This is a genomic window from Shinella sp. WSC3-e, assembly GCF_945994535.1.
Taxonomy (GTDB): Bacteria; Pseudomonadota; Alphaproteobacteria; order Rhizobiales; family Rhizobiaceae; genus Shinella; species Shinella yambaruensis.
Map to the genome: position 1 here is coordinate 165778 of NZ_OZ000536.1, position 23323 is coordinate 189100.

At 56.7% G+C, this 23323-nt stretch carries 20 protein-coding genes and 5 pseudogenes; 17 read left to right on the top strand and 8 right to left on the bottom strand.

What is annotated here, in order from left to right:
* Window positions 1–40: 40 nt before the first annotated feature.
* Window positions 41–1693 carry an IS66 family transposase gene (gene tnpC / locus AABF56_RS34795; RefSeq protein ID WP_272791937.1) on the top strand — a complete coding sequence of 551 codons (1653 nt, stop codon included), beginning with the start codon at window positions 41–43 and terminating at the stop codon, window positions 1691–1693.
* A 2-nt stretch (window positions 1694–1695) separates the two neighbouring features.
* Window positions 1696–2280, top strand: a complete 585-nt coding sequence (locus AABF56_RS34800; protein WP_050747119.1) for a plasmid pRiA4b ORF-3 family protein — start codon at window positions 1696–1698, stop codon at window positions 2278–2280.
* A 75-nt stretch (window positions 2281–2355) separates the two neighbouring features.
* Here the strand turns inward: AABF56_RS34800 and AABF56_RS34805 are convergent.
* The 8 genes and pseudogenes from AABF56_RS34805 to AABF56_RS34840 form a co-directional block, all read right to left on the bottom strand.
* Window positions 2356–2469: pseudogene (locus AABF56_RS34805) on the bottom strand (Hsp20/alpha crystallin family protein); the annotation flags it as partial.
* A 96-nt stretch (window positions 2470–2565) separates the two neighbouring features.
* Window positions 2566–3041 (bottom strand): annotated as a pseudogene (locus AABF56_RS34810) (Hsp20 family protein).
* A 206-nt stretch (window positions 3042–3247) separates the two neighbouring features.
* The gene (locus tag AABF56_RS34815) at window positions 3248–4093 is read right to left on the bottom strand and encodes an intradiol ring-cleavage dioxygenase (protein ID WP_272809224.1); all 846 of its coding nucleotides are present in this window, start codon (window positions 4091–4093) and stop codon (window positions 3248–3250) included.
* A gap of 12 nt (window positions 4094–4105) precedes the next feature.
* Window positions 4106–5179, bottom strand: a complete 1074-nt coding sequence (locus tag AABF56_RS34820) for a maleylacetate reductase (RefSeq protein ID WP_272809225.1) — start codon at window positions 5177–5179, stop codon at window positions 4106–4108.
* A 7-nt stretch (window positions 5180–5186) separates the two neighbouring features.
* A complete protein-coding gene (locus AABF56_RS34825) occupies window positions 5187–5810 on the bottom strand; it encodes a nuclear transport factor 2 family protein (protein ID WP_272809226.1) in 624 nt (207 codons plus the stop codon).
* A gap of 60 nt (window positions 5811–5870) precedes the next feature.
* The gene (locus AABF56_RS34830) at window positions 5871–6725 is read right to left on the bottom strand and encodes an alpha/beta fold hydrolase (protein ID WP_272809227.1); all 855 of its coding nucleotides are present in this window, start codon (window positions 6723–6725) and stop codon (window positions 5871–5873) included.
* Entirely contained in the window at window positions 6715–7635 is a 921-nt protein-coding gene (locus AABF56_RS34835) for an aldo/keto reductase (RefSeq protein ID WP_272809228.1), read from the bottom strand. The genes AABF56_RS34830 and AABF56_RS34835 overlap by 11 nt, the downstream gene beginning before the upstream one ends.
* Window positions 7636–7639: 4 nt before the next feature.
* Entirely contained in the window at window positions 7640–8938 is a 1299-nt protein-coding gene (locus AABF56_RS34840) for a chorismate-binding protein (protein ID WP_272809240.1), read from the bottom strand.
* 337 nt (window positions 8939–9275) lie between these two features.
* Between AABF56_RS34840 and AABF56_RS34845 the strand changes: the two genes are divergently transcribed.
* From AABF56_RS34845 to AABF56_RS37870, 15 genes and pseudogenes are all read left to right on the top strand, one after another.
* Window positions 9276–10199, top strand: a complete 924-nt coding sequence (locus AABF56_RS34845; protein WP_272809229.1) for a LysR substrate-binding domain-containing protein — start codon at window positions 9276–9278, stop codon at window positions 10197–10199.
* 97 nt (window positions 10200–10296) lie between these two features.
* Window positions 10297–11856: an ABC transporter substrate-binding protein gene (locus tag AABF56_RS34850; protein WP_272809230.1), complete on the top strand. Its 1560-nt coding sequence runs from the start codon at window positions 10297–10299 to the stop codon at window positions 11854–11856.
* Window positions 11853–12929, top strand: a complete 1077-nt coding sequence (locus AABF56_RS34855) for an ABC transporter ATP-binding protein (RefSeq protein ID WP_272809231.1) — start codon at window positions 11853–11855, stop codon at window positions 12927–12929. Before AABF56_RS34850 ends, AABF56_RS34855 begins: the two co-directional genes overlap by 4 nt.
* Window positions 12922–13929 carry an ABC transporter ATP-binding protein gene (locus AABF56_RS34860; RefSeq protein ID WP_272809232.1) on the top strand — a complete coding sequence of 336 codons (1008 nt, stop codon included), beginning with the start codon at window positions 12922–12924 and terminating at the stop codon, window positions 13927–13929. The genes AABF56_RS34855 and AABF56_RS34860 overlap by 8 nt, the downstream gene beginning before the upstream one ends.
* Window positions 13922–14857: an ABC transporter permease gene (locus AABF56_RS34865; protein WP_272791955.1), complete on the top strand. Its 936-nt coding sequence runs from the start codon at window positions 13922–13924 to the stop codon at window positions 14855–14857. The genes AABF56_RS34860 and AABF56_RS34865 overlap by 8 nt, the downstream gene beginning before the upstream one ends.
* On the top strand, window positions 14854–15732 hold the full coding sequence (locus AABF56_RS34870) for an ABC transporter permease (protein ID WP_272791956.1): 879 nt from the start codon (window positions 14854–14856) through the stop codon (window positions 15730–15732). The genes AABF56_RS34865 and AABF56_RS34870 overlap by 4 nt, the downstream gene beginning before the upstream one ends.
* 66 nt (window positions 15733–15798) lie before the next feature.
* Entirely contained in the window at window positions 15799–16527 is a 729-nt protein-coding gene (locus AABF56_RS34875) for a hypothetical protein (RefSeq protein WP_272791957.1), read from the top strand.
* 68 nt (window positions 16528–16595) lie between these two features.
* Window positions 16596–17740: pseudogene (locus AABF56_RS34880) on the top strand (alpha-hydroxy acid oxidase).
* Between the two features lie 313 nt (window positions 17741–18053).
* Window positions 18054–18338: a YMGG-like glycine zipper-containing protein gene (locus tag AABF56_RS34885; RefSeq protein ID WP_272791958.1), complete on the top strand. Its 285-nt coding sequence runs from the start codon at window positions 18054–18056 to the stop codon at window positions 18336–18338.
* A 200-nt stretch (window positions 18339–18538) separates the two neighbouring features.
* Entirely contained in the window at window positions 18539–19213 is a 675-nt protein-coding gene (locus tag AABF56_RS34890) for a response regulator transcription factor (protein WP_272791959.1), read from the top strand.
* Entirely contained in the window at window positions 19179–20564 is a 1386-nt protein-coding gene (locus AABF56_RS34895; RefSeq protein WP_272791960.1) for a sensor histidine kinase, read from the top strand. The genes AABF56_RS34890 and AABF56_RS34895 overlap by 35 nt, the downstream gene beginning before the upstream one ends.
* A 215-nt stretch (window positions 20565–20779) precedes the next feature.
* Window positions 20780–21061 (top strand): annotated as a pseudogene (locus tag AABF56_RS34900) (FtsX-like permease family protein); the annotation flags it as partial.
* 600 nt (window positions 21062–21661) lie between these two features.
* A complete protein-coding gene (locus tag AABF56_RS34905; protein ID WP_272791961.1) occupies window positions 21662–21784 on the top strand; it encodes a hypothetical protein in 123 nt (40 codons plus the stop codon).
* A 253-nt stretch (window positions 21785–22037) separates the two neighbouring features.
* Window positions 22038–23078 (top strand): CPBP family intramembrane glutamic endopeptidase, encoded by a 1041-nt coding sequence (locus AABF56_RS34910; RefSeq protein WP_272791962.1) that lies wholly within the window; start codon window positions 22038–22040, stop codon window positions 23076–23078.
* A gap of 93 nt (window positions 23079–23171) precedes the next feature.
* Window positions 23172–23320 (top strand): annotated as a pseudogene (locus AABF56_RS37870) (IS5/IS1182 family transposase); the annotation flags it as partial.
* Between the last annotated feature and the right edge of the window lie 3 nt (window positions 23321–23323).

Genomic DNA, 23323 nt, shown 5'->3' on the forward strand with positions numbered 1-23323 from the left:
CTTGCATTGAAAATGTTGAGAAATCTGATTCAATGTCGCTATGACATTGCCGCCGCTTACCCTGCCATCGGACCTTGCAAGTGCTCATGCGGCGCTGCTGGCCGAACGTGCTGCGCGACTGCAAGCTGAGGCGGAAGCGGCCAACGCAAAGGCCCGGCTATCGAGCATCGAGGCGCTAAACGCACATCTGCAATTGCTGCTTGGCAAACTTGAGCGCGAGAAGCACGGCCCGCGCCGTGAGCGCACGCAGCGGCTGATCGATCAGTTGGAATTGCAGCTCGAAGAGCTCGTGGCGTCGGCCGCCGAGGATGAACTGGGCGCCCAAGAGGCCGCGGCCAAAACGCAGTCCGTACGCGCCTTTGCCCGCAAGCGTCCGGTGCGCAAGCCGTGGCCTGAAGACGTCGAGCGCGAACGCATCGTTGTCGAAGCGCCGACGGCATGCGCCTGCTGTGGCGGCTCGCGGCTGTCGAAGCTGGGCGAGGATGTGACTGAAACGTTGGAGGAGATCCCACGCCGCTTCAAGGTTATCGAGACGGTGCGCGAGAAGTTTACCTGCCGCGATTGCGAGGCGATCAGTCAGGCTCCCGCACCGTTCCATGCCACTCCGCGCGGCTTTATCGGTCCTCAGTTGCTGGCGACGATCGTCTTCGACAAGTTCGGGCAGCACATCCCGCTGAACCGCCAGAGCACGCGGTTCAAATGTGAGGGTATCGATCTGTCGACCCAGACCCTGGCCGATCAGGTCGGTCACGCTACCTTCGCCCTCAAGCCGATATTTGATCTGATCGAGGCACATGTGTTCCAGGCCGAGCGGCTTCACGGTGACGACACGACGATCCCAATCCTGGCCAAGGGCCAATGCACGACCGGGCGAATATGGGTTTACGTGCGCGACGATCAGCCATTCGCCGGCCCTGCGCCGCCGGCGGCGGTCTTCTACGCCTCCTGCAATCGGCGCGGCGAGCACCCGCAAAGGCATCTGGCCGACTTCAGCGGCATTCTTCAGGCGGATTGCTACAACGGCTTCAATCCGCTGTTCGATCTGACGAAGAGGCAGATGCCGGCAACGCCCGCGTTCTGCTTCGCCCATGCGCGGCGGAAGTTCTTCGAACTGGCCGATGTCGCTCGCAATGCTCGGCGCGGCAAAGGTACCAAGCCGATCTCGCCGGTAGCCCTCGAGGCGGTGAAGCGCATCGATGCTCTGTTTGCCATCGAGCGCGACATCAACGGTCTGAGCGCGGCCGAGCGGCTTGCGGTCCGGCAGGAGAAGAGCAAGCCGCTACTTGGCGATATGGAGGAATGGTTACGCACCGAGCGGGCCAGCCTATCACGCTCATCGCCGGCGGCCGGACCGATCGACTATATGCTGTCGCGCTGGGCTGACTTTGCCCGCTATGCCGACGACGGCAGGATCTGCATGACGAACAATTGCGCGGAAAGAGCGTTGCGCGGCGTGGCTTGCGGAAGAAAGGCTTGGCTCTTCGCCGGTTCCGACCGCGGCGCAGATCGCGCTGCCATCATGCTCACCCTGATCATGACCGCACGGCTGAACGACGTAGACCCGAAGGCTTGGCTCGCCGATGTCCTTGCTCGCATCGCCGACCTGCCGGCCTCGCGTTTGCCGGAACTGCTTCCCTGGGAGTGGAAGCGGATACGCCAGGGCAAAAACTCCGCCCTCATGCTGGCAGCTTGACGATGGCCTCTTCTCTCGTCCGTCTGAAGGTCACCCTTGATCATGTCGAACCGACCGTGATGCGGCGCATTGTCGTGCCGTGGCGCATCCGGCTCAGCCGGCTGCATGAGGTATTGCAGGCTGCGATGGGGTGGACCAACACCCACCTCTACGAATTCCAGATCCGTGACGTTGGCTTTGGTTTGCCCGACCAGGAATGGGGGGATGGTCCACTCGATGCCCGCAAGATCTCGCTCCTGTCGGCAATCCAGGACACCGGTGCGAAATCCTTCAAATACCACTATGACTTCGGCGACGGCTGGACGCACAGCATCAAGATCGAGCGCACGTTCCCTGTCGTCGCGCTTGCAGATCCAATGCTGATCGAGGCAACGGGGCGCTGCCCGCCTGAAGACGTTGGCGGTCCGTGGGGATACCAGGAGTTCCGCGAGGCGCTCGCCGACCCCGCTCATGAACGGCACGCCGAACTTGTCGAATGGTCGGGCGCCAAAGACTTCGACCCAAACAATGCAGCCTTCGCTGATCTCAACAGAGCCGTGGAAAACCTGGCTGCGAAATGGGCGCGTCGATCACGCCGGAAAGCCTAACCGCAGCAACCTCATCACTATAGCCCGATTTGCCTAACTCGCGCGTGCTCATGCCGCGTGGCTGCTCGGATGCTTACGGTTCACTTCGCGATGAAGCGACAGGAAGGGATCGCGGTCGTCGTCGCGCAGGACAGTCGGAACCTGGTTGCCATTGTTGCGGCCCCAGGGGATCAGATCACGAACACTCATGATTTTTCTCCTTCTCATCTGTTGATTGGACAATATCCGCCCGTGACGCCGGGCAATGGCCCGGCGCCCTGATTGCAGACAACGTCGTTTGAAAAATCAGGCGGCCTGCTTGTCCGCTTCGATCTGCTTCGTCTCGACCTTCGGCAGTGCCACGTCGGTCGAAATCGCGATCTGGCGAGGCTTCATCTCTTCAGGGATTTCCGCTTGAGATCGACGGTCAGCAGACCATTGACGAGCCCTGCACCCACGACCTTGACGTGATCTGCAAGCTCGAACCGACGCTGGAATGAACGGCCGGCGATCCCGCGATGCAGATACTGCTGATTGTCGTCATTCGCCTTCTGCCCGGCGACGAAGAGCATGTTCTGCTCTTGGGTAATCGTCAGCTCGTCCTGCGTGAAGCCGGCCACTGCCATGGCAATGCGGTAGTCGTCCTCACCGGTCTTGATAATGTCGTAGGGCGGCCAGTTGTCGATCGATTCGACACGGCTTGCAGCTTCAAGTGCGTTCAACATTCGGTCGAAGCCGATGCTCGACCGGAAAAGGGGAGAAAAATCGAGGTTTGTCCTCATAACCATATCCTCCTTACAAGCAACATGGATACAAGGAGACGCCAAGAGCACAGGGCGCCTCCTGGACTTGTCGATCCCCGATTGGGCGATCGTACAATAGTCATTCAATTCAGTACGTTGCGGCTTCAAGAGGTTTTCAATAGCAGCATGAAAAATTTTCTTGGCCCGTGGCGAACTGAAGCACTCCGGTGCCTAAGACACCGGGCTTATTGCGCTTCCTCCGCCAGGACAAAATCAAAGCGGGACAGCCAAGCTGTATCGGCCTTTTGGCTTGCTTCAAAAGAAGCCACTAACGATCTCTTCACGCCGAATACGGCGTCGGTTTCCAAATAGGGATCGTCGCCGACAAATGTGTGCGTCACCAGCTTCTGGCACCCAGGCGCCTTAACCAGAAAATGCATATGGGCTGGTCGATAGGGATGGCGACCGAGTGCGCCGAGCATCTCGCCCACCGGGCCGTCATCAGGAATAGGATAAGACACCGGCTTGATGCCGACAAAATCGTAAACCCCGTCTGCCCCAGTTATAAAAATGCCGCGATTGTTCCATTTCGGCTGGATCTCGGGCTGCTGCACATCGTAGAAACCATCTTCATTATCGCACCACACATCGATCTGTGCGCCGACGATAGGCTTGCCCTGCAGGTCGAGCACCCTCCCGGTATAGCGACAGCTCTCTCCCTTACGGTCGAGACTAATCGTATCGCCCATTTGCCGTATAGGCGCGCCCTCAACGTGGAATGGGCCAAAAACGGTGTTTTCCGTTGCGCCTTCGGGCCGTCGGTTGTTGATGGCATCCACCAGCATCGATAATCCCAACGTATCAGAAAGCAGGATGAATTCCTGCCGTTCGGCGCTGCAAATCTTGCCTGTCCGAGTGAGGAAATCGATCCCCAATTCCCATTCGTCCTGCGTCAGGTTAACTTCCTTCGCAAATGCATGAAGATGCTTGACCAGTGCAGCCATGACGGCTGCAAGCCGCGGATCCACCTCAGACCCCATGCGTTCATTGACCGTTTTGATCGAGTTTCCTTCAGCGAAATATCGCGTCATCCCGCTTTCCTCTCAGGGTCGGGCCATTATGCTCGGTTCCCGTCCTTCGAACGCATCGCTGAGCATGCTGACCAGCTTTTTCCCGTTCAGCGGCGCCGGATTGGCATAGGGTGAGGACTGCAACTGGGCAAAGACCTCCTTAAGGTCTTCTTCTTTCAAGCCGAGCGCCAAAAGCGCCAGCGGTCCACCTTGCGCCCGCACCATGTGGTAAAGCGCCAATTCCGGCCGCTCGGTTTTCATCGCCGTCGCAAGATCGGCATAGGCGACTGGCGCGGCCTCTCTATTATATGCCAATACATGGGGCAGCATAATGCAGTGAGTCTGCGCATGGGGCAGATCAAATGTGCCACCAAGCACATGACAGATCTTGTGGTGCAGGCCCATAGTCGTGCCGCCGAGACAGGTACCGCACAGCCAGGCGGCATAAAGAGCCTGCGCCCGTGCCTCCGCATTAGCCGGATCGGTATGGATGATGGGCAACGCAAGCGTCATCGCGCCGACCGCCTCAACTGCCATTAGCCGCAAGATCGGCGTGCAATCGGGCGCGTAAAGCGCCTCGGCTGCATGAGCGAGCGCGTTAACACCACTGGCAAGCGTTATGGCAGCCGGCAGGGAGTATGTAAGTTCCGGATCGTAGATAACGAGACCTGGCAGGATTGCGTCGTCCCGCCGCGTAACTTTGCGCATATTTTCGGTCTCGCCCAGGATTGGTGTCACTTCGGAGCCAGCATAGGTGGTGGGGATCGCGATCTGCGGCAAGCCACAGCGCACCGAGAGTGCTTTGCCGAGCCCGGTGGTCGAGCCGCCGCCGATAGCCACTAGGCAATCAGCATCTAGTGACAGCGCCAGTGCCAGTGCCCTTTCGGTGACATCAACCGGCGTATGCATACGTGCGTCGCTGAAGAGCCCAACGCAGAGTGCTCCGATTTCATCAGCCAGCGACGTTCCAAGCGCGGCCTGTTGCGGGGTCGTCAGAAAGAATGCGCGGCCAAGCCCCCGCATTTTAAGCAGGGGTCCAAGTTCATGCCTGGCACCGGCGCCGAACCGGATGGTCGCGGGCAACATGCGGTGGGTGAAATTTGCCATTGCACACTTAGGCCGAGGTCTGTGAGGGAATGATAGCGTCAGTAAGCCAAGCCTTGCCACGTCGGTAGAGCGCGTCGACTTCTGGGCCCACGAGGCCCGGCATGTCTTTCTTGACCACATAGCCGATGCGAGTTTGGATATATGCCAGATGCCGGTAGCCGACTGGGAATTGCGACAGCAGATCCGCATCCAGATTTAGCTCAGCCGAAGGGTCGACCGGATCGATGCGGTCCTTTTCGTAGATCGGCTGGCGCAGTACGACGCCCCATCTGCCGTCCCGCTTTTCGAAGAAGTCATAGAAGCGCCCCGTGCAAACCACATCACAGATCACGCCATCCACCGACCCGCGCTGCGAAATGGTCATTTTGGTCTGAGCAATGGCTCGCACGCCCTCAAGTTCGATCGAACTGCCCCCCAAGAAGTGCAGGATGCTGACACCCTTTTCAAATCCTTCGCGGCTGACGCGGATGAATTCATCCGCGTCGCCCTGAAACCAGGTAGCCTGCATGACGCCATCGTCATGCCAAACGGAACGGAAACGAGCCCAGTCACCGGCATCGCGCCACACTGCCCAACTTTCAATCAGGTCGCGGATGGCAAGACGATCGAGAAGATCTTCGGACAGGTTCATTCTATTCTCCTTTGCTGGCTTGGTCGCTTCGGCAAAGCTCATCGCTTCAAACCGGAACATCTATGCAAATATTTCGGCGGCGAAATCTGCGAGTATGGCGTTGACCTCGTCGCTCGCCTCGACTTGAGGCGTGTGACCGATCCCTTCCAGCACCCGTAACCGCGCGTCCGGGATGGTCGATGCAGTATGGCGGCCGCTGGCAACAAGACTTAGCCGATCGTTTTGCCCATGAATGACTACCGTGGGGTGCCTGAGCCTGCGCATAAGCCCATCGTGGTCCATAGCTCGACCCATTGTCGCTTCCAGCGCCTGAGGCGGCATCATGTTGTTGTAGGCTAGGATTTCAGCCAGATCGGCCTCAGATGGTGACCTCTCGAAACACATGTCTACGAACTTGGCGCGCGCAGCGATGTTGTCCGCCATGTTTGCAGATTTTGCGCGGATCAGCACGTCAAGACATTCCTGGCTGACATGACCCGGCGCGGACTTGGTGTTGGCATCGATAAACACAAGCCCGGCGATGCGTTTATCATTTTCGTTGCGTTCCAGGTAGTCGAGCATGATCCGCCCACCAAACGACCAGCCGACCAGTATCACCCTCTCCAGCCCGCTCCAGTCGAGCACTGCTTTGAGATCGCTGCTCCATGAATCGCCGGAATTATAGTTCCGGGGCTCCTGCGGCTTCGAGGAGAAGCCGTGTCCACGCAGGTCGAAAGCCACGGATGTCCATTGCGCCAGCTTGGGCGAGCCAAGTTGATACTTCCAGCTCAGCGCCGCTTGCAGAATGCCGTGGATGTACACAATGCCATATTTGCCCGGTGCCGGCCCCACGCTAACCGCAAGCGTAACGTCCGATGTTACGCCAATACGCGTATATTCCATTTTCGGGATGACAAAAGAGGTTTCAGAGTGCATCGAGTTCATCCCAAAGTGCGTCCGGAATCGCAATGGACATCAGGTGCCGGTTTTGCACATATTGTTCGCGCGAGGCGTGGCCGGCCACAAGAGACCGGATGACGGGCTGACGGCCCGGATATTGCAGGGCAGCCGCGACCAGCGGCACACCGAAGCGGCGGCAGGCCGCGTCCATGGATCTGACCCGATTGAGGATCTCCGGTGGTGCCGTATGAAAATTATAGACCGCCCCGTCAATGGCGCCGGTGGCCAGGATGCCCGAATTGAACGGCGATGCGGCGATCACGTCGATCTCGGCTCTGACGCAGTGGTCAATGAGCGGTGCACTGTACCGGTCAAGTAGCGTGACGGCACCGGCAATCATGACTGCTTCGAAATCCGCATGCTCCACCAGATCCAGGCAAGCTTCCCACTCCATTGAAGCAATGCCCACATGACCGATCATTCCAGCTTCCTGTGCCTCGCGAAGTGCCGGCAAGGCGCCTTTGAGAGCCTGATCACGCAAAGCGGGATAACCATCCCCATGATGTTTTCTGTCAAGGTCGTGGATGAAAACGATATCGATATGACCACAGCCCAGATAGCCGAGGCTGCGGCGAAGAGATGCGAGCGTGCCGGTGTGGCTATAGTCGAAGAAAGAGGGTATCGGCGTCGCATTGCCAACGCTCTCGGGCGCCGGATAACGGCCCGTCTTAGTCGAAACGACATATCGCGAGCGCGGTATGTCACGCAGAATTTCGCCCAAGCGCGGCTCGCTTTGACCTTTCGCATAAAGTGGAGCGGTATCGAGATAGCATGACTCCCGCTCGACCGCGTAATGCACGAGGTCCCGAAAACTCTCCTGAGAAGACGACAAGGCAATCGTTCCGCACCCTATCCCAAGCGGCGGAAGCACCGGAAAGGCAGACATTTTCCTACTCATACCTCCCCCCGACGCACTTGCGCAGCGCAAGCGTCTTTAGGACACATTCTCGATACTCTTCCTCTGGTAGAGAGGCGGGCACGACTTTTGCGCCAGCATGCACCGTCATTCCCTTGTCCGTTTGCCACATCGAGCGCGTCACGGCGGCACTGTCGACCGACCCGTCATAACCAAAGAAACCGATCGTTCCAGCGAAGAAGTCCCTCGCGGTCGGTTCCGATTTGGCGATCAATTCGAGAGCTGGCTGACGCTTGTATCCAACCGCGGCGCCATGAGGGGACAGGGCTGCGACCAAGTCCAGCCCGTCGCGGCCTTCAGCCAATCGACCTTCCATGGACGCAAACAGATGCGCCAGATTGAAAAACCGCCGCTCTTCCATCTGCGAGACAAATCTTGCGCCACTATTGTCCGCCAGTGGCGTCAAGGCATCCTTGAGAGCAGAAACCACCACGTCATATTCATCAATTTCCTTGGGGGAAGGCGTCCACACAAAATCCCCGGCCTCGTATGGATGGGTCGCGCCGTCGGTCTCGGCCAAGAAATGGCCATTCGACATCTGCACCAGTCCCAAGGAAGTGGCGCCCCAAGCTTCGACTGAAGTGGTTCTGGCGATGAACATGTAGGTCGAGGGATTGATTCTACGAAGGCGTTTATAAGCCTTTAGGGCGTCGCATCGGTCAGGTGAGCGCAGGCGTACCGAAAGGACAGCGCCTTCTACGGGCTTGCCTTTTCCCATTTGCGCGATCGCTTGCCGTGCGATCTCGCAAAAAGCAACTTCTGAAATCTGTGCGCTCCATGAGGTGCTTCCGACGACTGCTTCGTCCGCCGCTTCGAAGGGGGCAACTGGGTTGGCAAAAGCGGCCAAAACGTCGTCATATAGTTCGCTCGCGGCATTTATGCCGCGCGCCAAAAAAGCACGATCAGCTGCATGGTCCAAGGTCACAAGCAGGTCCGGCTCGAGCAGAATTGCCGCAGGCGTTTCGCGCTCGCCATGATTTGGGGAAACCCCAGATAGCAACTCATAGCCGAGAATTGCCAAGACACCCCCGGATGCCCCGGGAGGCCCCATATCCGAGTTGGCGTTGTTGCTTGCGAGGCGCTTGCGCAACTGCGAAAAGACAGTCTTTTGATCCTCCTTCCACAGTTCATCCTTCCTGCCGCCAAACCCAACAAAGGTTTGAACCGGATCCCTGGTGCGAGGGTTCAGACGCTCAAAAACGAAATCCGGTTGGAGTCCGAGCAATCTCGAAATGATATCGTCGGAAACGTGATTTACTTCTTGAATATCCATGGCGACCACAGCTCCCTCCTCATAGGCCAATCCATGTCAAACGGATGCGTCCGAGCGCATCTTAATGCTATCTCGGTGGCGGTGTCCGCCGCTCCATTGCTTTGACACGACAGCTCATATATCTGGTAAACGGCTGAAAATCCTATGAGTTTTCAGCATAGTCGATATTGTGAATCTTTATGGACCGGCAGCGATTCGCGTCACTCCCTCGGTCGCCTTCATTGGACAGCGGCTATGACGGTCGGGGTGCTGGTAAGTGTTCCGCGGAGAGCGATAGAGTATATTCTTATTGGAGGTTGGGCCCAGCTTCTGGGCGATAAACCGAAGTGGAGGAGACATGCGAAAGGACCAAATTGACAATCAAGCCTTGATCGCCGCAGGGCTACGCCAGCCAATGCTGGACAATGCACTGCTTACTGCTTTCCTCGCCGTCGTCGATTGCGGAAGTTACACGTCAGCGGCCAAATTCCTTCATCGCACGCAGTCAGCGGTAAGCCTGCAAATCCGGCGTCTTGAAGAATCTCTGAACACGCAGCTCTTTGAATTTCCGAGAAATCACGTTGTGCTCAGTCAGAATGGGTTAGCGTTTGTCGAATATGCGCGTCGGCTGGTGGCGCTCAATCGGGAAGCATTGGCCTCCGTCGACGAGGGCGCCATGCGCGGACAAATCCGCATCGGCTCCAACAATTTCTACGCATCAAATGTATTGCCGCCGCTCCTTGTTGAATTCAGTGCGATGTACCCGGACGTCCAATTGATCCTGACTACGGGAGGACAATCAACGCTGGCCGAGGGCCTCGGAAACCGTTTCGACCTGATCTTCAATTTCTATAGGGAGACGGACTGCCGCGGTCAGATCCTCTCCCGCGAAACCTTGCATTGGGTCGAAGCACCAGATCAGCACATATGGAGAAAAGACCCGGTTCCCGTTGCGCTCATGCCCAAGGAGAGTCTGTTGCGTGAGATTATGATCGAGAGCCTCGGACAGCTCGGACGGAATTGGCGAATGGTATATGAGAGTCACAGCCTCGACGCTACGATATCCGCCGTTGCGGCGGGCCTTGCGGTCACCATCTGCGTATCGTCCCGGCTGAATCTCGCCGGGGACACACTTTGCGTTCTCGGGAAGGACGCCGCCGCTAGCCTTCCCGAATGCGTATTTGCAGTAGAACGGGCATCTGGTCCGACAGCGCGGCCGGTTATCGAATTCTATAATTTCATGATTCAACGTCTCGGAACACACGATCTCGCATTTCCATAAAGTTTCTAAATAGCTCAATTTTCCTTTCTCGTTGGCAATTTCCAAGTGGCTGGCCATACTCGCAAGAAGTGTTGGCAAAAGATTTGGGAGGATTTGCATGCCAATTTCGAGAAGAGACTTTTTGGTAGCCGGCGCAAGTTTGTGCGCGCTGACAGCAGCAATGCCCGGGCTGGTGCGCGCCCAGAATGTGCCGGCGATCGCACGCGGCGGCTCGATCGTGGCGTCGATGGATGCGGAACCCGTCAGCCTCCACCCCTTGTTCGGCAACGCGTCGACGACGGACAAATTTCTTTTTAACCAGCTTTTTGACGCACTTCTCGCCATTGCGGAAGACGGCACCGTAAAACCTGCTTTAGCGACCGACTGGGCCTATGGTGATGACAACACGGCGATCACGCTGACATTGCGGAACGACGTGGTCTTTCACGACGGCGAGCCGTTCAATGCCGAAGCGGCCAAATTCAACATCGACTATGCAATCAGCGGGAAAGTCGTTGCTCCCCATGTCAGCGATTTCGCCGACGTCGAGAGTGTCGACGTGCTTGATGAATTTACGATCCGCCTCAACCTGAAGCGTCCCTCTGGAGCAATCCTGGCGGCGCTAGGCACCGAGCCGGCGATGATGATGTCGCCAAAGGCCATCCGAGAGCAGGGTGACGACGTACAGCGCAATCCTGTCGGCACTGGCCCTTTCAAATTCGTGCGCTGGGTGCAGGGAGAATATGTGGAGGCACAGCGTTTCGACCGATACTGGAAGATCGGCGACGACGGGAAAGCATTGCCCTATCTCGACGGGATCCGCATGCGTTTTATCTCCAACAACGCCACCAAGGTTATCGAACTTCAGGGCGGCAATCTTGATCTTGCGGACGCCATTACATCTCGCGATGCGCTTCAGCTGCAAAGCGATTCCCGCGTCAAGCTGCTCTCACCTCCAGGCGGCATCCAGTCTTGGCTTGCCTTCAACAATCAAGCCGAACCTTTCAATAACATCCATGTTCGTCGCGCCGTGACGGCGGCTATCGATAGGAAAGGTCTGCTACAAGCTGTCGCTTTGGGCATGGGAAATACCCCCCCCGTCATGTTTGCCGAGACGGAATGGGCCTATAACGCAACGCCCGCTCCGCACGTCTTCGATCTTGATTATGCGCGCGCCGAGATTGAAAAATCCGGTCTCGGACCGAACATCAAAGCGACGATGAATGTGATTCAGCGTGACCCTGATGTTCAAATATCGCAGATGGTTCAAGCGATGTTGGCTCAAGTTGGCATAACGCTCGATATCCAGGTACTTGAACGTCAGGCATGGGTACAGGCAGTGCTCGACAAAAACTACCAGATCGGCATCGGCCGTTGGTCAATCCCATTCGTGGATCCGGATCAAGTCGTCAATTCGGTACTCGGCCGCGGAGCGCTCAACTGGGCCAATATCGATAACGAGGATCTCAAGCAGCTTTCGATAGAAGCTGCGCAGGCCGTCGACCGCGCTGAACGCAAAGCAATTTACAACAAAATTCAGACGATTTTGATCGATCAGGCCTGCTACAGTTTCCTAATGATGCGCAGCGTCAATTACATCAGTAATCCCAAGCTGTATGGGATAACGTTTGAGCCCAATGGCCTTTGGCTTCTCAGCGGCGCGTATCTCGCGCCATGAATTCGAATGTCAAGCCAAATGCAGATGCCTCTCGGACGGTTGCGCCTGGGGGGAATCAGGGTCCGATCCTGACGGTCGATGCGCTCGAAGTAGGATTCAGTTCTGGAGGTAAGGGCTTCTCGATCGTGGAAGGCGTGTCGTTTGCGGTCAATGCTGGTCGAACGCTTGCCGTCGTCGGAGAATCGGGATCGGGGAAATCCGTAACGAGTCTGGCACTGCTCGGCCTCTTGGGAAAGCTAGCCACCACTCGCGGCCACGCAGCCTATCGAACAAAGGACGGTAGGATCGTTGATCTTCTGCAGCTCCAAGAAAAGGAACTTCGATCCCTCAGGGGGGAGGAAATTTCCATGATATTCCAAGAGCCAATGACCGCCCTGAACCCCGTCCTCCACATAGAGGATCAGTTGGTCGAAGTCTTGCACAATCATCAGAAGATATCGCAGTTGGAGGCTAGGCGGCAGGCCCTTGAGATGCTGCGCTTTGTTGGCATCCCCGACGCTGAGCGCCGGCTGCGAACATACCCGCATGAGCTGTCAGGAGGCATGCGGCAGCGTATCATGATCGCATCGGCGTTGATGCGGCGGCCAAACCTGCTGATCGCCGATGAACCCACGACTGCGCTGGACGTGACCATACAGGCGCAAATCCTGCGCCTGCTTAGGCGCTTGCAGCGATCGCTTGGAATGGCGATGATCTTCATTACCCACGACCTAGGCGTAGTAGGCCAAATTGCTGACGACGTCGTAGTGATGTATTCGGGACGAGTTGTAGAGACGGGTCCGGTGCAGACCGTTCTGCAAGCTCCGCAGCATCCCTATACGCAGGGACTGTTGGGATCCGCACCCCGAGTTTCGGCAGACGGAACACCGGCGCCACTGACACCCATTCCGGGTATCGTGCCCAGTCCCGCAAGCCCTCCCCCAGGCTGCAGGTTTCATCCGCGATGCAGTCAGCATGTCGAGGGGGTTTGCGATGGCATCGAGCCCAAACTCGAGTCGGTGTCGGAAATTCAACAGGTACGTTGCGTGCGCTGGCAACAGATCGCCGCCACAGCGGAGGTGCGTCATGTCTGATCCGCTTCTCGAAGTCCGCTCATTGACCAAAGTGTTTCCGGCCCGAAATCGCGGGGGCGAACCTGTTCGTGCCGTCACCGATGTGAGTTTCGACCTTCTGAAAGGCGAAACCTTGGGTCTGGTTGGAGAATCCGGATCGGGAAAGTCGACCATCGGACAATGCATCGTCCGACTCGTTCGACCTGACCATGGCCAGATATGTCTTGAGAAGCGCGATATTGCGCAATTGTCGCGACGACAGCTGCGTCCCACGCGCAACGCAGTACAGATGATTTTCCAGGACCCAAGCTCATCTCTCAACCCCCGGATGACGGTGGGCGATGCGCTGCGCGAAGCGCTATTTCTTCGTCATCGCCATGACAATCGAGCCGCTATAGAGGCGCGACTTTTCGAGATGATGAATCTTATCGGTTTGCGTCCGGAATTCGTGGACCGTTACCCCCATCAAATGTCGGGGGGACAGAAACAGCGTATCGGCATCGCGAGAGCGCTTGCCATGGAACCCGAAATCGTGGTGGCCGACGAGGCCGTTTCAGCACTCGACGTTTCCATTCAGGCGCAAATCATCACCTTGCTGCAAGGTTTGCGGGAAAAGCTCGGGCTGACGATGCTATTCATTTCGCATGATCTAGGGGTCGTGCGTTATGTAGCCGACAGAGTAGCTGTACTGTATCTGGGTCGACTGGTCGAAATTGGCAAGACCCAAGACATTTTCACGCAGCCACGCCATCCCTACACGGAGGCGTTGCTTTCGGCCATTCCGTCGCTAGATCATCCCCTAGATGAAGAAGAGGAGCTGTATGAAGTGCAGTCCTCAGAGAAGACACAGCCGACCCAGGGCTGCGTTTTCGCACCGCGCTGTCCACATGTCACAACCCAGTGTCTCGAAAAGCAGCCTGTGTTGACGGAAGTGAATGCAGGACATGGCCATGCCTCCGCCTGCCTGCGCCAAGAAATCTATGCATCCCGAATGAAGGCGGAGGGTCATACCGATGCGTAAAATTGCGGACCTTTTGATTCAGACATTGCCGGTCGTATTGATCGTGAGTGTTGTCGCCTTTCTCTTGACCAGTCTGCTGCCCGGCGACGCGGCTGTCTCTCGTCTGGGGCTGGATGCGACCCCCGAACAACTGGCAGCTGTCCGTGAAACCATGGGACTAAACGACCCCGTGCCTATCCGCTACGTCAAGTGGCTAGGCAGCGCTCTGGCGGGAGATTTGGGCACTTCTTTGCGAAGCGGAGAGCCTGTAACCAATATCCTTATGCGCCGTATACCGGTAACCGTAGAACTAGCGGTACTGGGAACGACCTTGGCCATGCTGTTCGGCATACCTGCTGGAATATTGGCGGCTGTCTATCGTAATGGCCTGATCGACGGGATTACTAACATTCTTGCCTTGAGCGGCATGGCTATACCCTTCTTCTGGCTCGGATTGCTCTTGATCATGATGTTTTCGCTCAATCTGCAATGGGTGCCTCCATCGGGCTATGTGCCGTTTCTCGAAAATCCGCTCGAAAATCTCCGCCTTATGGCCCTTCCATCGCTCACGATCGCCGTGGCTTTCGCAGCGACATTGATGCGACAAACACGTGCGTCAATGCTGGAGGTTCTTACAGCTGACTATATCCGCACGGCAAAGTCGAAAGGCACGTCGCCCTTGCGGATCATTCTCCATCATGCACTGAGAAACGCTCTTATTCCAATCATCACTGTGGTCGGCCTGCAAATGGGAACATTGGTTGGGGGTGCCATTGTAACCGAGTCTGTTTTCGGCCTGCCTGGCCTCGGGCGGACGATTGTAGAAGGCATTTTTCAGCGCGATTTCCCTGTCGTTCAGGGAGTGCTCGTTGTCATCGTCGTCGCCGTCGTTGCGACGAATTTTGTAACCGATATTTGCTACCGGCTTGTCAATCCGAGGATCAAATGATGGCAGCATTAGCTGATACAAATCAAGTGCAGGAGCAAGCCACCACCGCCCCGGGCATCCTTGGCAAGGTATTATCTTCCTGGCCGGGCAAGGTCGGCGGCGGGCTTGTCGGGATCCTCATTGTGATCGCCGCGCTTGCGCAGTGGATAACTCCCTATTCCCCGACAGCCGTCGACTATATGACAATTATGACGCCACCGAGTTGGGACCACCCGTTTGGAACTGATGAGATTGGGCGCGACATACTGAGCAGGGTTATGGTCGGCGCACAAACCTCTCTCGTTGTAGTCATTGTCGCCACTTTCATCTCGGCGTCCATCGGTTCCATCATAGGGCTGTTCGCAGGATGGATCGGAGGAGTGACTGAAAAGATCATCATGCGTTCGATGGATGCCCTGCTTGCCTTTCCTCTCATTGTGATGGCTCTTGCAATCATAGCCATACTGGGACCAAGTCTGACAAACGCGATCATTGCCATTGGGATCGCAAAGGTACCTCACTTTGCGCGTCTTGTGCGCGGTGAAGTACTCACTATCCGGGATATGGACTACGTGCGCGCGGTCGAGGTACTTGGTCTTTCCACAACGAAAATTATCCTGCGACACGTATTGCCCAATGCCACCGGTCCTGTGCTTGTTTACATGTCTATCGCAGCTTCCTTGGCACTGATGACCGAAGCTTCACTCAGCTTCCTCGGTCTTGGCGTTCAACCGCCCACACCGAGTTGGGGCGGAATGGTATCGATAGGCATGCAGAATTGGCACTCCTGGTGGATGAGCTTTTTCCCCGGCTTGGCAATCTTTTTAACGGTCATGGCTTTCAACTTGCTCGGTGATGCCATGCGCGATGCCCTGGATCGCCGTACAGATCGGTAGACCGCATCTACTCGCGGAATTCAGTAGTGCCGCGGCGAAAACAATATCCCAATCAGGAGAACCCCAATGGACTTCGAGGGTGAGGGCATTCTTGCGCTCTGGAATGGTGCGGATGCGAGCCGCAGTGAGGAATACAATATGTGGCACAGCCGTGAACATGTGCCTGAAAGGCTGAGCGTACCCGGGATGCGAAGCGCGCGGCGCTACGTTCGAACTTCTGGTGAATTACCTGAATATTTGACGCTCTACGAAGTCGATAACCTATCTGTCCTTGAGAGCCAACCCTATCTGAAACTTCTCGAAAACCCCACTGAATGGTCAAGCTCGATGAGACCATCGTTTCGTGGGTTTCTCAGAAAATGCTGTAACCGTATCGTTAGCTTTGGCGGCGGTATGGGAAGTACCCTCGTAACTCTGCCTCTTGGTCGCGATTTTGAAGGCTCCGCCAAACAATGCGAGGCCCTGATTGAGCATGTTGTGAAAGACGCGGGACCTTTTGTGGCCACACATCTCATTGTGGAAAGCCCTGATATTCCCCCAGTGCCGTTTACCATCGGAGGGGATGACGTTCTACCGCCGTTGACTGGTGCTGTGTTACTGGAGAGCTACGACGCCCAATCGGCCGAAGTCGAACTTAATCGGTTGCTTCCCTTTTTCGCTGACTGCGGCATTGTCCACGAGGATGTCCGGGCCTCCTTTTACGGCCTGGTCTACGCTCTCAACGTAAAATCGCTTGAGCACATCGTTCCGATGAGCAAATCAAACTTTAAGGTTACTGCAGGTTGGAGCGCCTGAACGCTCTAATTTCCGCGAATATGACTTACGCAGTAGACGCCTGTTAAGTCGAAATGTTGGTCCCGAACATGCGCCTTACGGACTGCCATAACTTCCACGACTTCCGCCGCCTCGCGAAGCGCCGCCTGCCCGGCCCGATCTTCAATTATATCGATGGCGCGGCGGATGACGAGGTGACCTACCGGCGCAACACGTCCTCGTTCGAAAGCTGTGATCTGCTGCCGAGCGTTCTGCGTGGCGTCAGCAATGTCGACATGTCGGTTACGGTCATGGGCCAGCGGCTGGCGATGCCGGTCTATTGCTCGCCAACGGCACTGCAGCGTCTCTTTCATCACGAGGGCGAGCGCGCAGTGGCGCGGGCGGCGGGCAAGTACGGCACGATGTTCGGCGTCTCCTCGCTCGGTACCGTCAGCCTCGAGGAAGCGCGGCGGATCAGCGGCGCGCCGCAGGTCTACCAGTTCTACTTCCACAAGGACCGCGGCCTCAACCGCGAGATGATGGCGCGCGCCAAGGAAGCCGGCGTGCAGGTGATGATGCTGACGGTCGACAGCATCACCGGCGGCAACCGCGAGCGCGACAAGCGCACCGGTTTCTCAATCCCGTTGCGGCTCAATCTCGCCGGCGTCGCGCAATTCGCCGTCAAGCCGGGCTGGGCGCTCAACTTCTTCACGCATGAGAAATTCAAGCTGCCGCAACTCGACAGCCATGTCGACATGGGCAGTGGCACCATGTCGATCAGCCGCTATTTCACCGAGATGCTCGATCCTGCCATGAACTGGGACGATGGCGCCGAGATGGTAGAGACCTGGGCGGCCAGTTCTGCCTCAAGGGCATCATGACCGTCGAGGATGCCAAGCGCGCCATCGATATCGGCTGCACCGGCATTGTGCTGTCCAACCACGGCGGCCGCCAGCTCGATGGGTCGCGCAGCGGCTTCGACCAACTGGCCGAAGTCGTCGACGCGGTCGGCGACAAGATCGACGTGATGATCGATGGCGGCGTGCAGCGTGGCACGCATGTACTGAAGGCCCTATCGCTTGGCGCCAAAGCAGTTGGCCTCGGCCGCTACTACCTCTTCCAGCTCGCCAGCGCCGGCCAGGCCGGGGTTAAACGGGCGTTGACGCTGATGCAAGCGGAGCTCGATCGAGGCATGAGGCTGATGGGCTGCTCGTCGATCGACCAGCTAACCCGAGCCAACCTTTGCTTTAGGTGATTTGAGTTCAGAGCACATCAAGGATATGCGACGGCTATCCCAAGTGTAGCAAACAAACCAGATTGACTAAACAAAGAATCAAAAAAACCGATTCCCCAATCAACCTTTGTCCACGAACGCTAGGCGGACAAAACTACCTGAGAATTACTGATCGCGAATACGCGCATCCTGAACGAATTTGCGCTTTCGACCGATGTCGATACCGACGGTTCTGCGTAACTTCCACGTAATCTTCGGTGGCCATACGCATCCGCCTTAGTGCTTCTCAACGGTCGACTGGCGGCCGGAGGGGCAATCAATCGAGAGGACAGGTATGAAGAAGATCATTTCAGGCGTACTCGTTTGTTTGACGCTGACAGCGTGCAGCCAGACGGAAAAGGGCGCCGGCATCGGTGCGGCGAGCGGCGCTATCATTGGTGGGTTGGCAAGCGGCACTTGGGAAGGCGCTGCGGTGGGAGCCGCCGCCGGTGGCGCGGGAGGGGCCGTGGTAGGCAACATCAGTGAACGTAATGAAAGGAGCCGCCGCGATCGCTGGGAACAGCACGACCGGCGTAACTACGGCTGCAGATACCGGGATCAATACGGTCGCTGCCGATAGAGCTTCCGGTATTGGCAATATGCGGAAGGCATTAGGATACCGGGCAGATTCAGGCGTCCCGGTGTCCGTATCTGAACCGCCGACTGCCAGTTGATCCGGCGTCCACACGGTCACGGTGTTCGAATTTATCTGAATCGAACGTATTTTTTCTATAAGGATTCCTGGGAACGACTGCCCGAGATTTTTACGATAAGGCCACTATGAAACTTCTGCTTATCGAAGACGATCCGGAAATGACGGATGCGTTGAGGACGGCCCTCTCCCAGCATGGTATCGTTCTTGACGCCGTTGGAGATCTGGAAACGGCGCGGGAAGCAATCGCGATGGCGCATTACGATATCGTCCTTATCGATCGGCAACTGCCGGATGGCGACGGCAGTACGTTCCTTGCCGATTTGCGTCGCGCGGGTTCAATTACGCGATCGATCATTATCTCCGCTCTGAGTTCGACCGACGAACGTATTTCCGGACTCAATGACGGCGCTGATGACTATTTGCCGAAGCCCTTCGAAATCCCCGAACTGGTCGCAAGAATGAGCGCTGTGCTAAGGCGGGCACCAACAACCGACCCGTCCGTGTTGTCGGCAGGAAACGTCACCTATGATCGTGCTTCAAGCGATGTGCATGTCAACGGCGTCGGGGTTGCGCTCACCCGGCGAGAACTGCTCATCATCGAAACGCTTCTAAGAAACCGCGGTCGTACCGTATTGCGCTCGTCCCTTGAGGGTCACGTCTATTCCTTTGACGATGAGATCCAATCCAACTCACTTGAGGCCAATATGTCACGCCTGCGCCGGAAGCTCAGCGATGCTGAGGCTGACATTGTAATCAAGAACATTCGTGGCATCGGCTATTACCTTTATGAGCAGAAATAGGACAGCAAGCTCATCCCTTCGCTGGCGATTCACGCTTGGCTTCATCGTCCTGCAGGTCTGCGCGATCATCGTCTCGCTGGGCCTGGTTTTCTATCTCCTTTCCGGCATCAAGCCTGATGTGGCCATCACGTCCATCTGGCTGTCTCAGGAAATCGCAGACTCCGTCCGTCTCGAGCCGAATGGCCGGGCCTATCTGGCACCGACGGCCAAACTTAAGGAGATGATGGAGGACGCGCCTGACCTATGGTTCGTGGCAGACATGGGAGAAGATACTGTCCTTGCACACGGCACCCCACCCAAGAAAATCGCCGACAACACCACATTCTTGCGGACGTTCACAAGCGTCGAACTCCATGGTTCTCTGAATGACCCGCTGAGTGTCGCCCGAATGCAGCGTTTCGACACCCAGGCCGGTGAAGCAACGATTTTTGCCGGCGGTGTTCCGATGTCTCAATACGGTGTGACCGTCCTGTTGGGGAACCTTGCCATTGGCGTGCCGGCGCTGATCCTCGTCGCCATCTCCCTCATCGGCGTTCCGTTCGTCACGCGCTGGGCGCTGCGGTCCTTCAGCGATCTGACCGGGCGTCTCGACATGATCGATCTCGACGCTCGCGGCACCCTGGTGGAAGAGCGTGGCTTGCCCAATGAGGTGCTGCGCGTTGTGCGCGACATCAACAGGGCGCTCCGTCGTCTCGATAGTGGCTTCGAGGCGACGGAGCGTTTCTTCGTCAACGCGGCGCATGAACTTCGAACGCCGATAGCTGTCCTGCAGGTAAGGATCGATACCCTTTCACCAAGTGTGGACAAGACACACCTACAGACGGCCATCAAGCGACTTACGGCGATCGCGAACCAGCTTCTCGACACCGAGAAGTATCGGCAGAAGCCTCAGCAAAATGCACCTGTCGATCTCAAAAGCGTTGTGTCGAAGGTAGTCGCCGACCTTGCCCCGTTGGCCATCGTCGAAGGGTATGAGATTGCCTTTGAGAGCGACGCGGAAAATCTCTTCGTTCGTGGTGACGCCGACGCTCTGGAGCGTGCATTCGTCAATCTGGTACGTAATGCAGTCCAGTACGGAGGTGGCAGAGGGCAGATATCGGTTGGAATTGAGGCTGACGGTAGCGTGACCGTGGCCGATCAGGGCTGCGGAATTGCCGGCGACAAGCATGCGCGTATATTCGAGCCGTTCTACCGGGTCAGCCCTCACGGCTCAGGCGCGGGTCTGGGGCTCAGCATGGTCAACGACATCGTGACCCGCCATGGTGGTTACGTCGAGCTTTCTTCCGCGCCAGGCAAGGGGAGCATCTTTGCGGTACGCTGGCGCGACGGGCGCGTTTTCCACCAGCCGTAGGGAGTCGCCGGTTGTGCCGACTGGTCGATAAGACGGTTTCATTCGTTGATGTTGGCCGAACATGGCCGTGATCGCCCTTAATGCTTCGCGGACAATCTCCGGCATGTCATCCACATTGCCAGCACTCTTTGTCGATTGATCGACTGTGACGGTGCGCGCCAAACGGACCAGGCGCGGCAACGGACAAGTAGTGTCAGGTTGCTGTCTGCAGCGCCGGGGTTCGTTCGGCCGTCTGCGCGCGCCGCAGCGACATCCTCTCCCAGTTCCTGATCGAGGCCGTTCTGGTTTGCCTTGTCGGCGGCTTCATGGGGGTCATGCTCGCCCTCGGGCTCAGCGCTCTTTTCAATTTGCTGAGCCCCGACTTCAAAATGATCTTCTCCTCCGGATCCATCATCATGGCCTTCACCTGCCCGACCCTTATCGGTGTCGTCTTCGGCTTCCTTCCCGCCAGCAACGCCGCAAAGCTGGACCCCATCGAAGCCCTGGCGCGCGACTGATGACCCGCAAGCGTCTGTTCGGAACGACGGCAAAAGGTCGTAAGCTGCCCGGCAAGCCTGATCCCGTTGCAGCTCGCTTGTTACGCACTCCGCCTAATTATTGCCTCCCGTAAGGTCCACGTAAGGAATTGGTTCCAAGTCATCGAGGTCGGTTCGACATGTCGTCATCGCACAGGCGTCGCCATCCAAACCTGCATGCATAAGGAGCTAAAATGGAAAAAGTCATCGCAACGTTGTAGTGGCCATTGCCCCTACCGGCAGCTCACAATCTGTTGGCGCGGGTGCAACACTAGCGGCGGTCTCAGGCGCCCTGATCGGTGGACTAACCACCGATTCATGAGAACGCGCAGCCGTAGGCGGAGCCTCAGGGACGATAATTGGCAGGGGCGCGCAGTGACCTGCAATGTCCAGAAGTAGAGAATAACAATGGCGAACGAAGTCTCCCTAAAAACGAAACAAGCAAGGTAGGGCAATTCACCCCGGTGACCGCACCGGCATAACTGACCTTCGCGATAACCGAATTGTTTGATCTGCTTTTGAGCGCCGAGGCGAAGCGGTTCTGTTTCTCAAGAAGGAATTCCGGCAGCACCAGCAGCAACTTTGAAAGCCGTTCACAACGGACTGGCTACGGCCTATCGCGGCAAGGTGATCATGGCCTGCGGCACCGACAAGACGATCACCAGTCTCAAGATTGCCGAGGATCTTGCCAATGTTGGCAAGTAAGTACTGTTCATGGTGCCCTCGCTGGCGCTGATGGCCAAACCATTCGAGAATGAGTCAACGACGCTGTTGTCCCTTTGTGAACCTTCTCAGTCTGCTCTGAAAACCAGTTCTGCAAACGTAAAGGCAGTCAGCAAATTTCATCGCCGCATCACAATGAGACTTCCGAACGGTATCTAGGGCCCAGCAAGCCTCGCCGTGCAAAAGTCATAAAATAAGAGAGGCGACCATCAATGTAAGAATTGAAGAACAAGAATTGTTCTTCAAAAAGGATATTTTTATTGGCGGATTATCCATGCGACGTTTCTGGAAATGGCATCTATTTATAATGGAGTATCTAAATATGAGAAAACAAACCGAACGAGGACTACGGCCTGTGCCCGCAGTGGTGCCGTATCATCGGGTATTAGTCAGTGACAGGCTTCGAATAGGGCGCGACATTCTCGCTCTTGCACTGCTTATCGGCGGATTGTTTTTCTTTAGCTTGTTATCCCCTATAATCGGAGGCGTAATCGACACCCATGTCTTTGGGCGGGTTAATCCCATGTCCGGCGGTACGGACTTCACTCCGGTTTACGTAGCCGGAAATTTCGTTGGGGTCGCCGCGCTCATCCCATGGAGCATGTTTTTACAGCGCTGGCTTTACGGCGTGAAGGGTGCCACGTTGCATTCAGTACGCTCGGTCTTCCGTTTCGATGTGTTCGGTCGTGCTATGTTGATTATTGTACCCATTTGGACAGTCTATATGGTCTTCTTCAACTGGTTCTCGTCATATAACACCACGGAGTTTCGGGTCGCCGACTTGCTTGCTATCTTTGCTGTAAGCGTATTGCTCGGACCACTCCAAAGTGCTGGTGAGGAGTATGGCTTTCGGGGGCTGGTATTCCGGATCGCCTCCAGTTGGGTCCGCAATCCGAGAGCGTCACTTATCGTGGGCATCGCTGTCTCGAGCGTGTTGTTCGCTCTCGTGCATGTGTCGACCGATCCGTGGTTTAACTTGTATTACTTGGCTCTCGGCATCGCCTTTGCAACGATCACCTGGCGAACAGGCGGTCTGGAGAATGCGATTGTTATACATGCTGTCAATAATACGCTCGCCTATATCTTCGTTTTAATACTGCGCGTCGAGTATTTGACAGCCATCGACCGTTCGGCCGGGATGGGGTCAAAGATCATGCTGATGCCTTGTGCGGTGCTTGTGTTTGTCACAATGATTATATGGTTCAGCACCCGTCTCACCGGTCCTGAACGGACACCTCAGAACATGGCTTCCGTCAAAGCACACACAACACAATGAGAGGATCGGGCAAGTCCATGAAAATGCGGCCAAACCCGCCACGAGCCTCGCAAATCAAGTCTTTAACGCGCCTTTGTGTTGGTCGCGGCCCCAGTGTCCTGTTGCCGCCAAGGACTACGTGGGAATTTGTCGGACGCAGAGTGGCAGCTCATTGGGAGCGCTTGCCGGCCGAGCGAGGGCGAGAGTCCCGACCAGCGCAAGATAACCGACGATATCTGAACGGCATGCTCTATATTCTGCGGGGG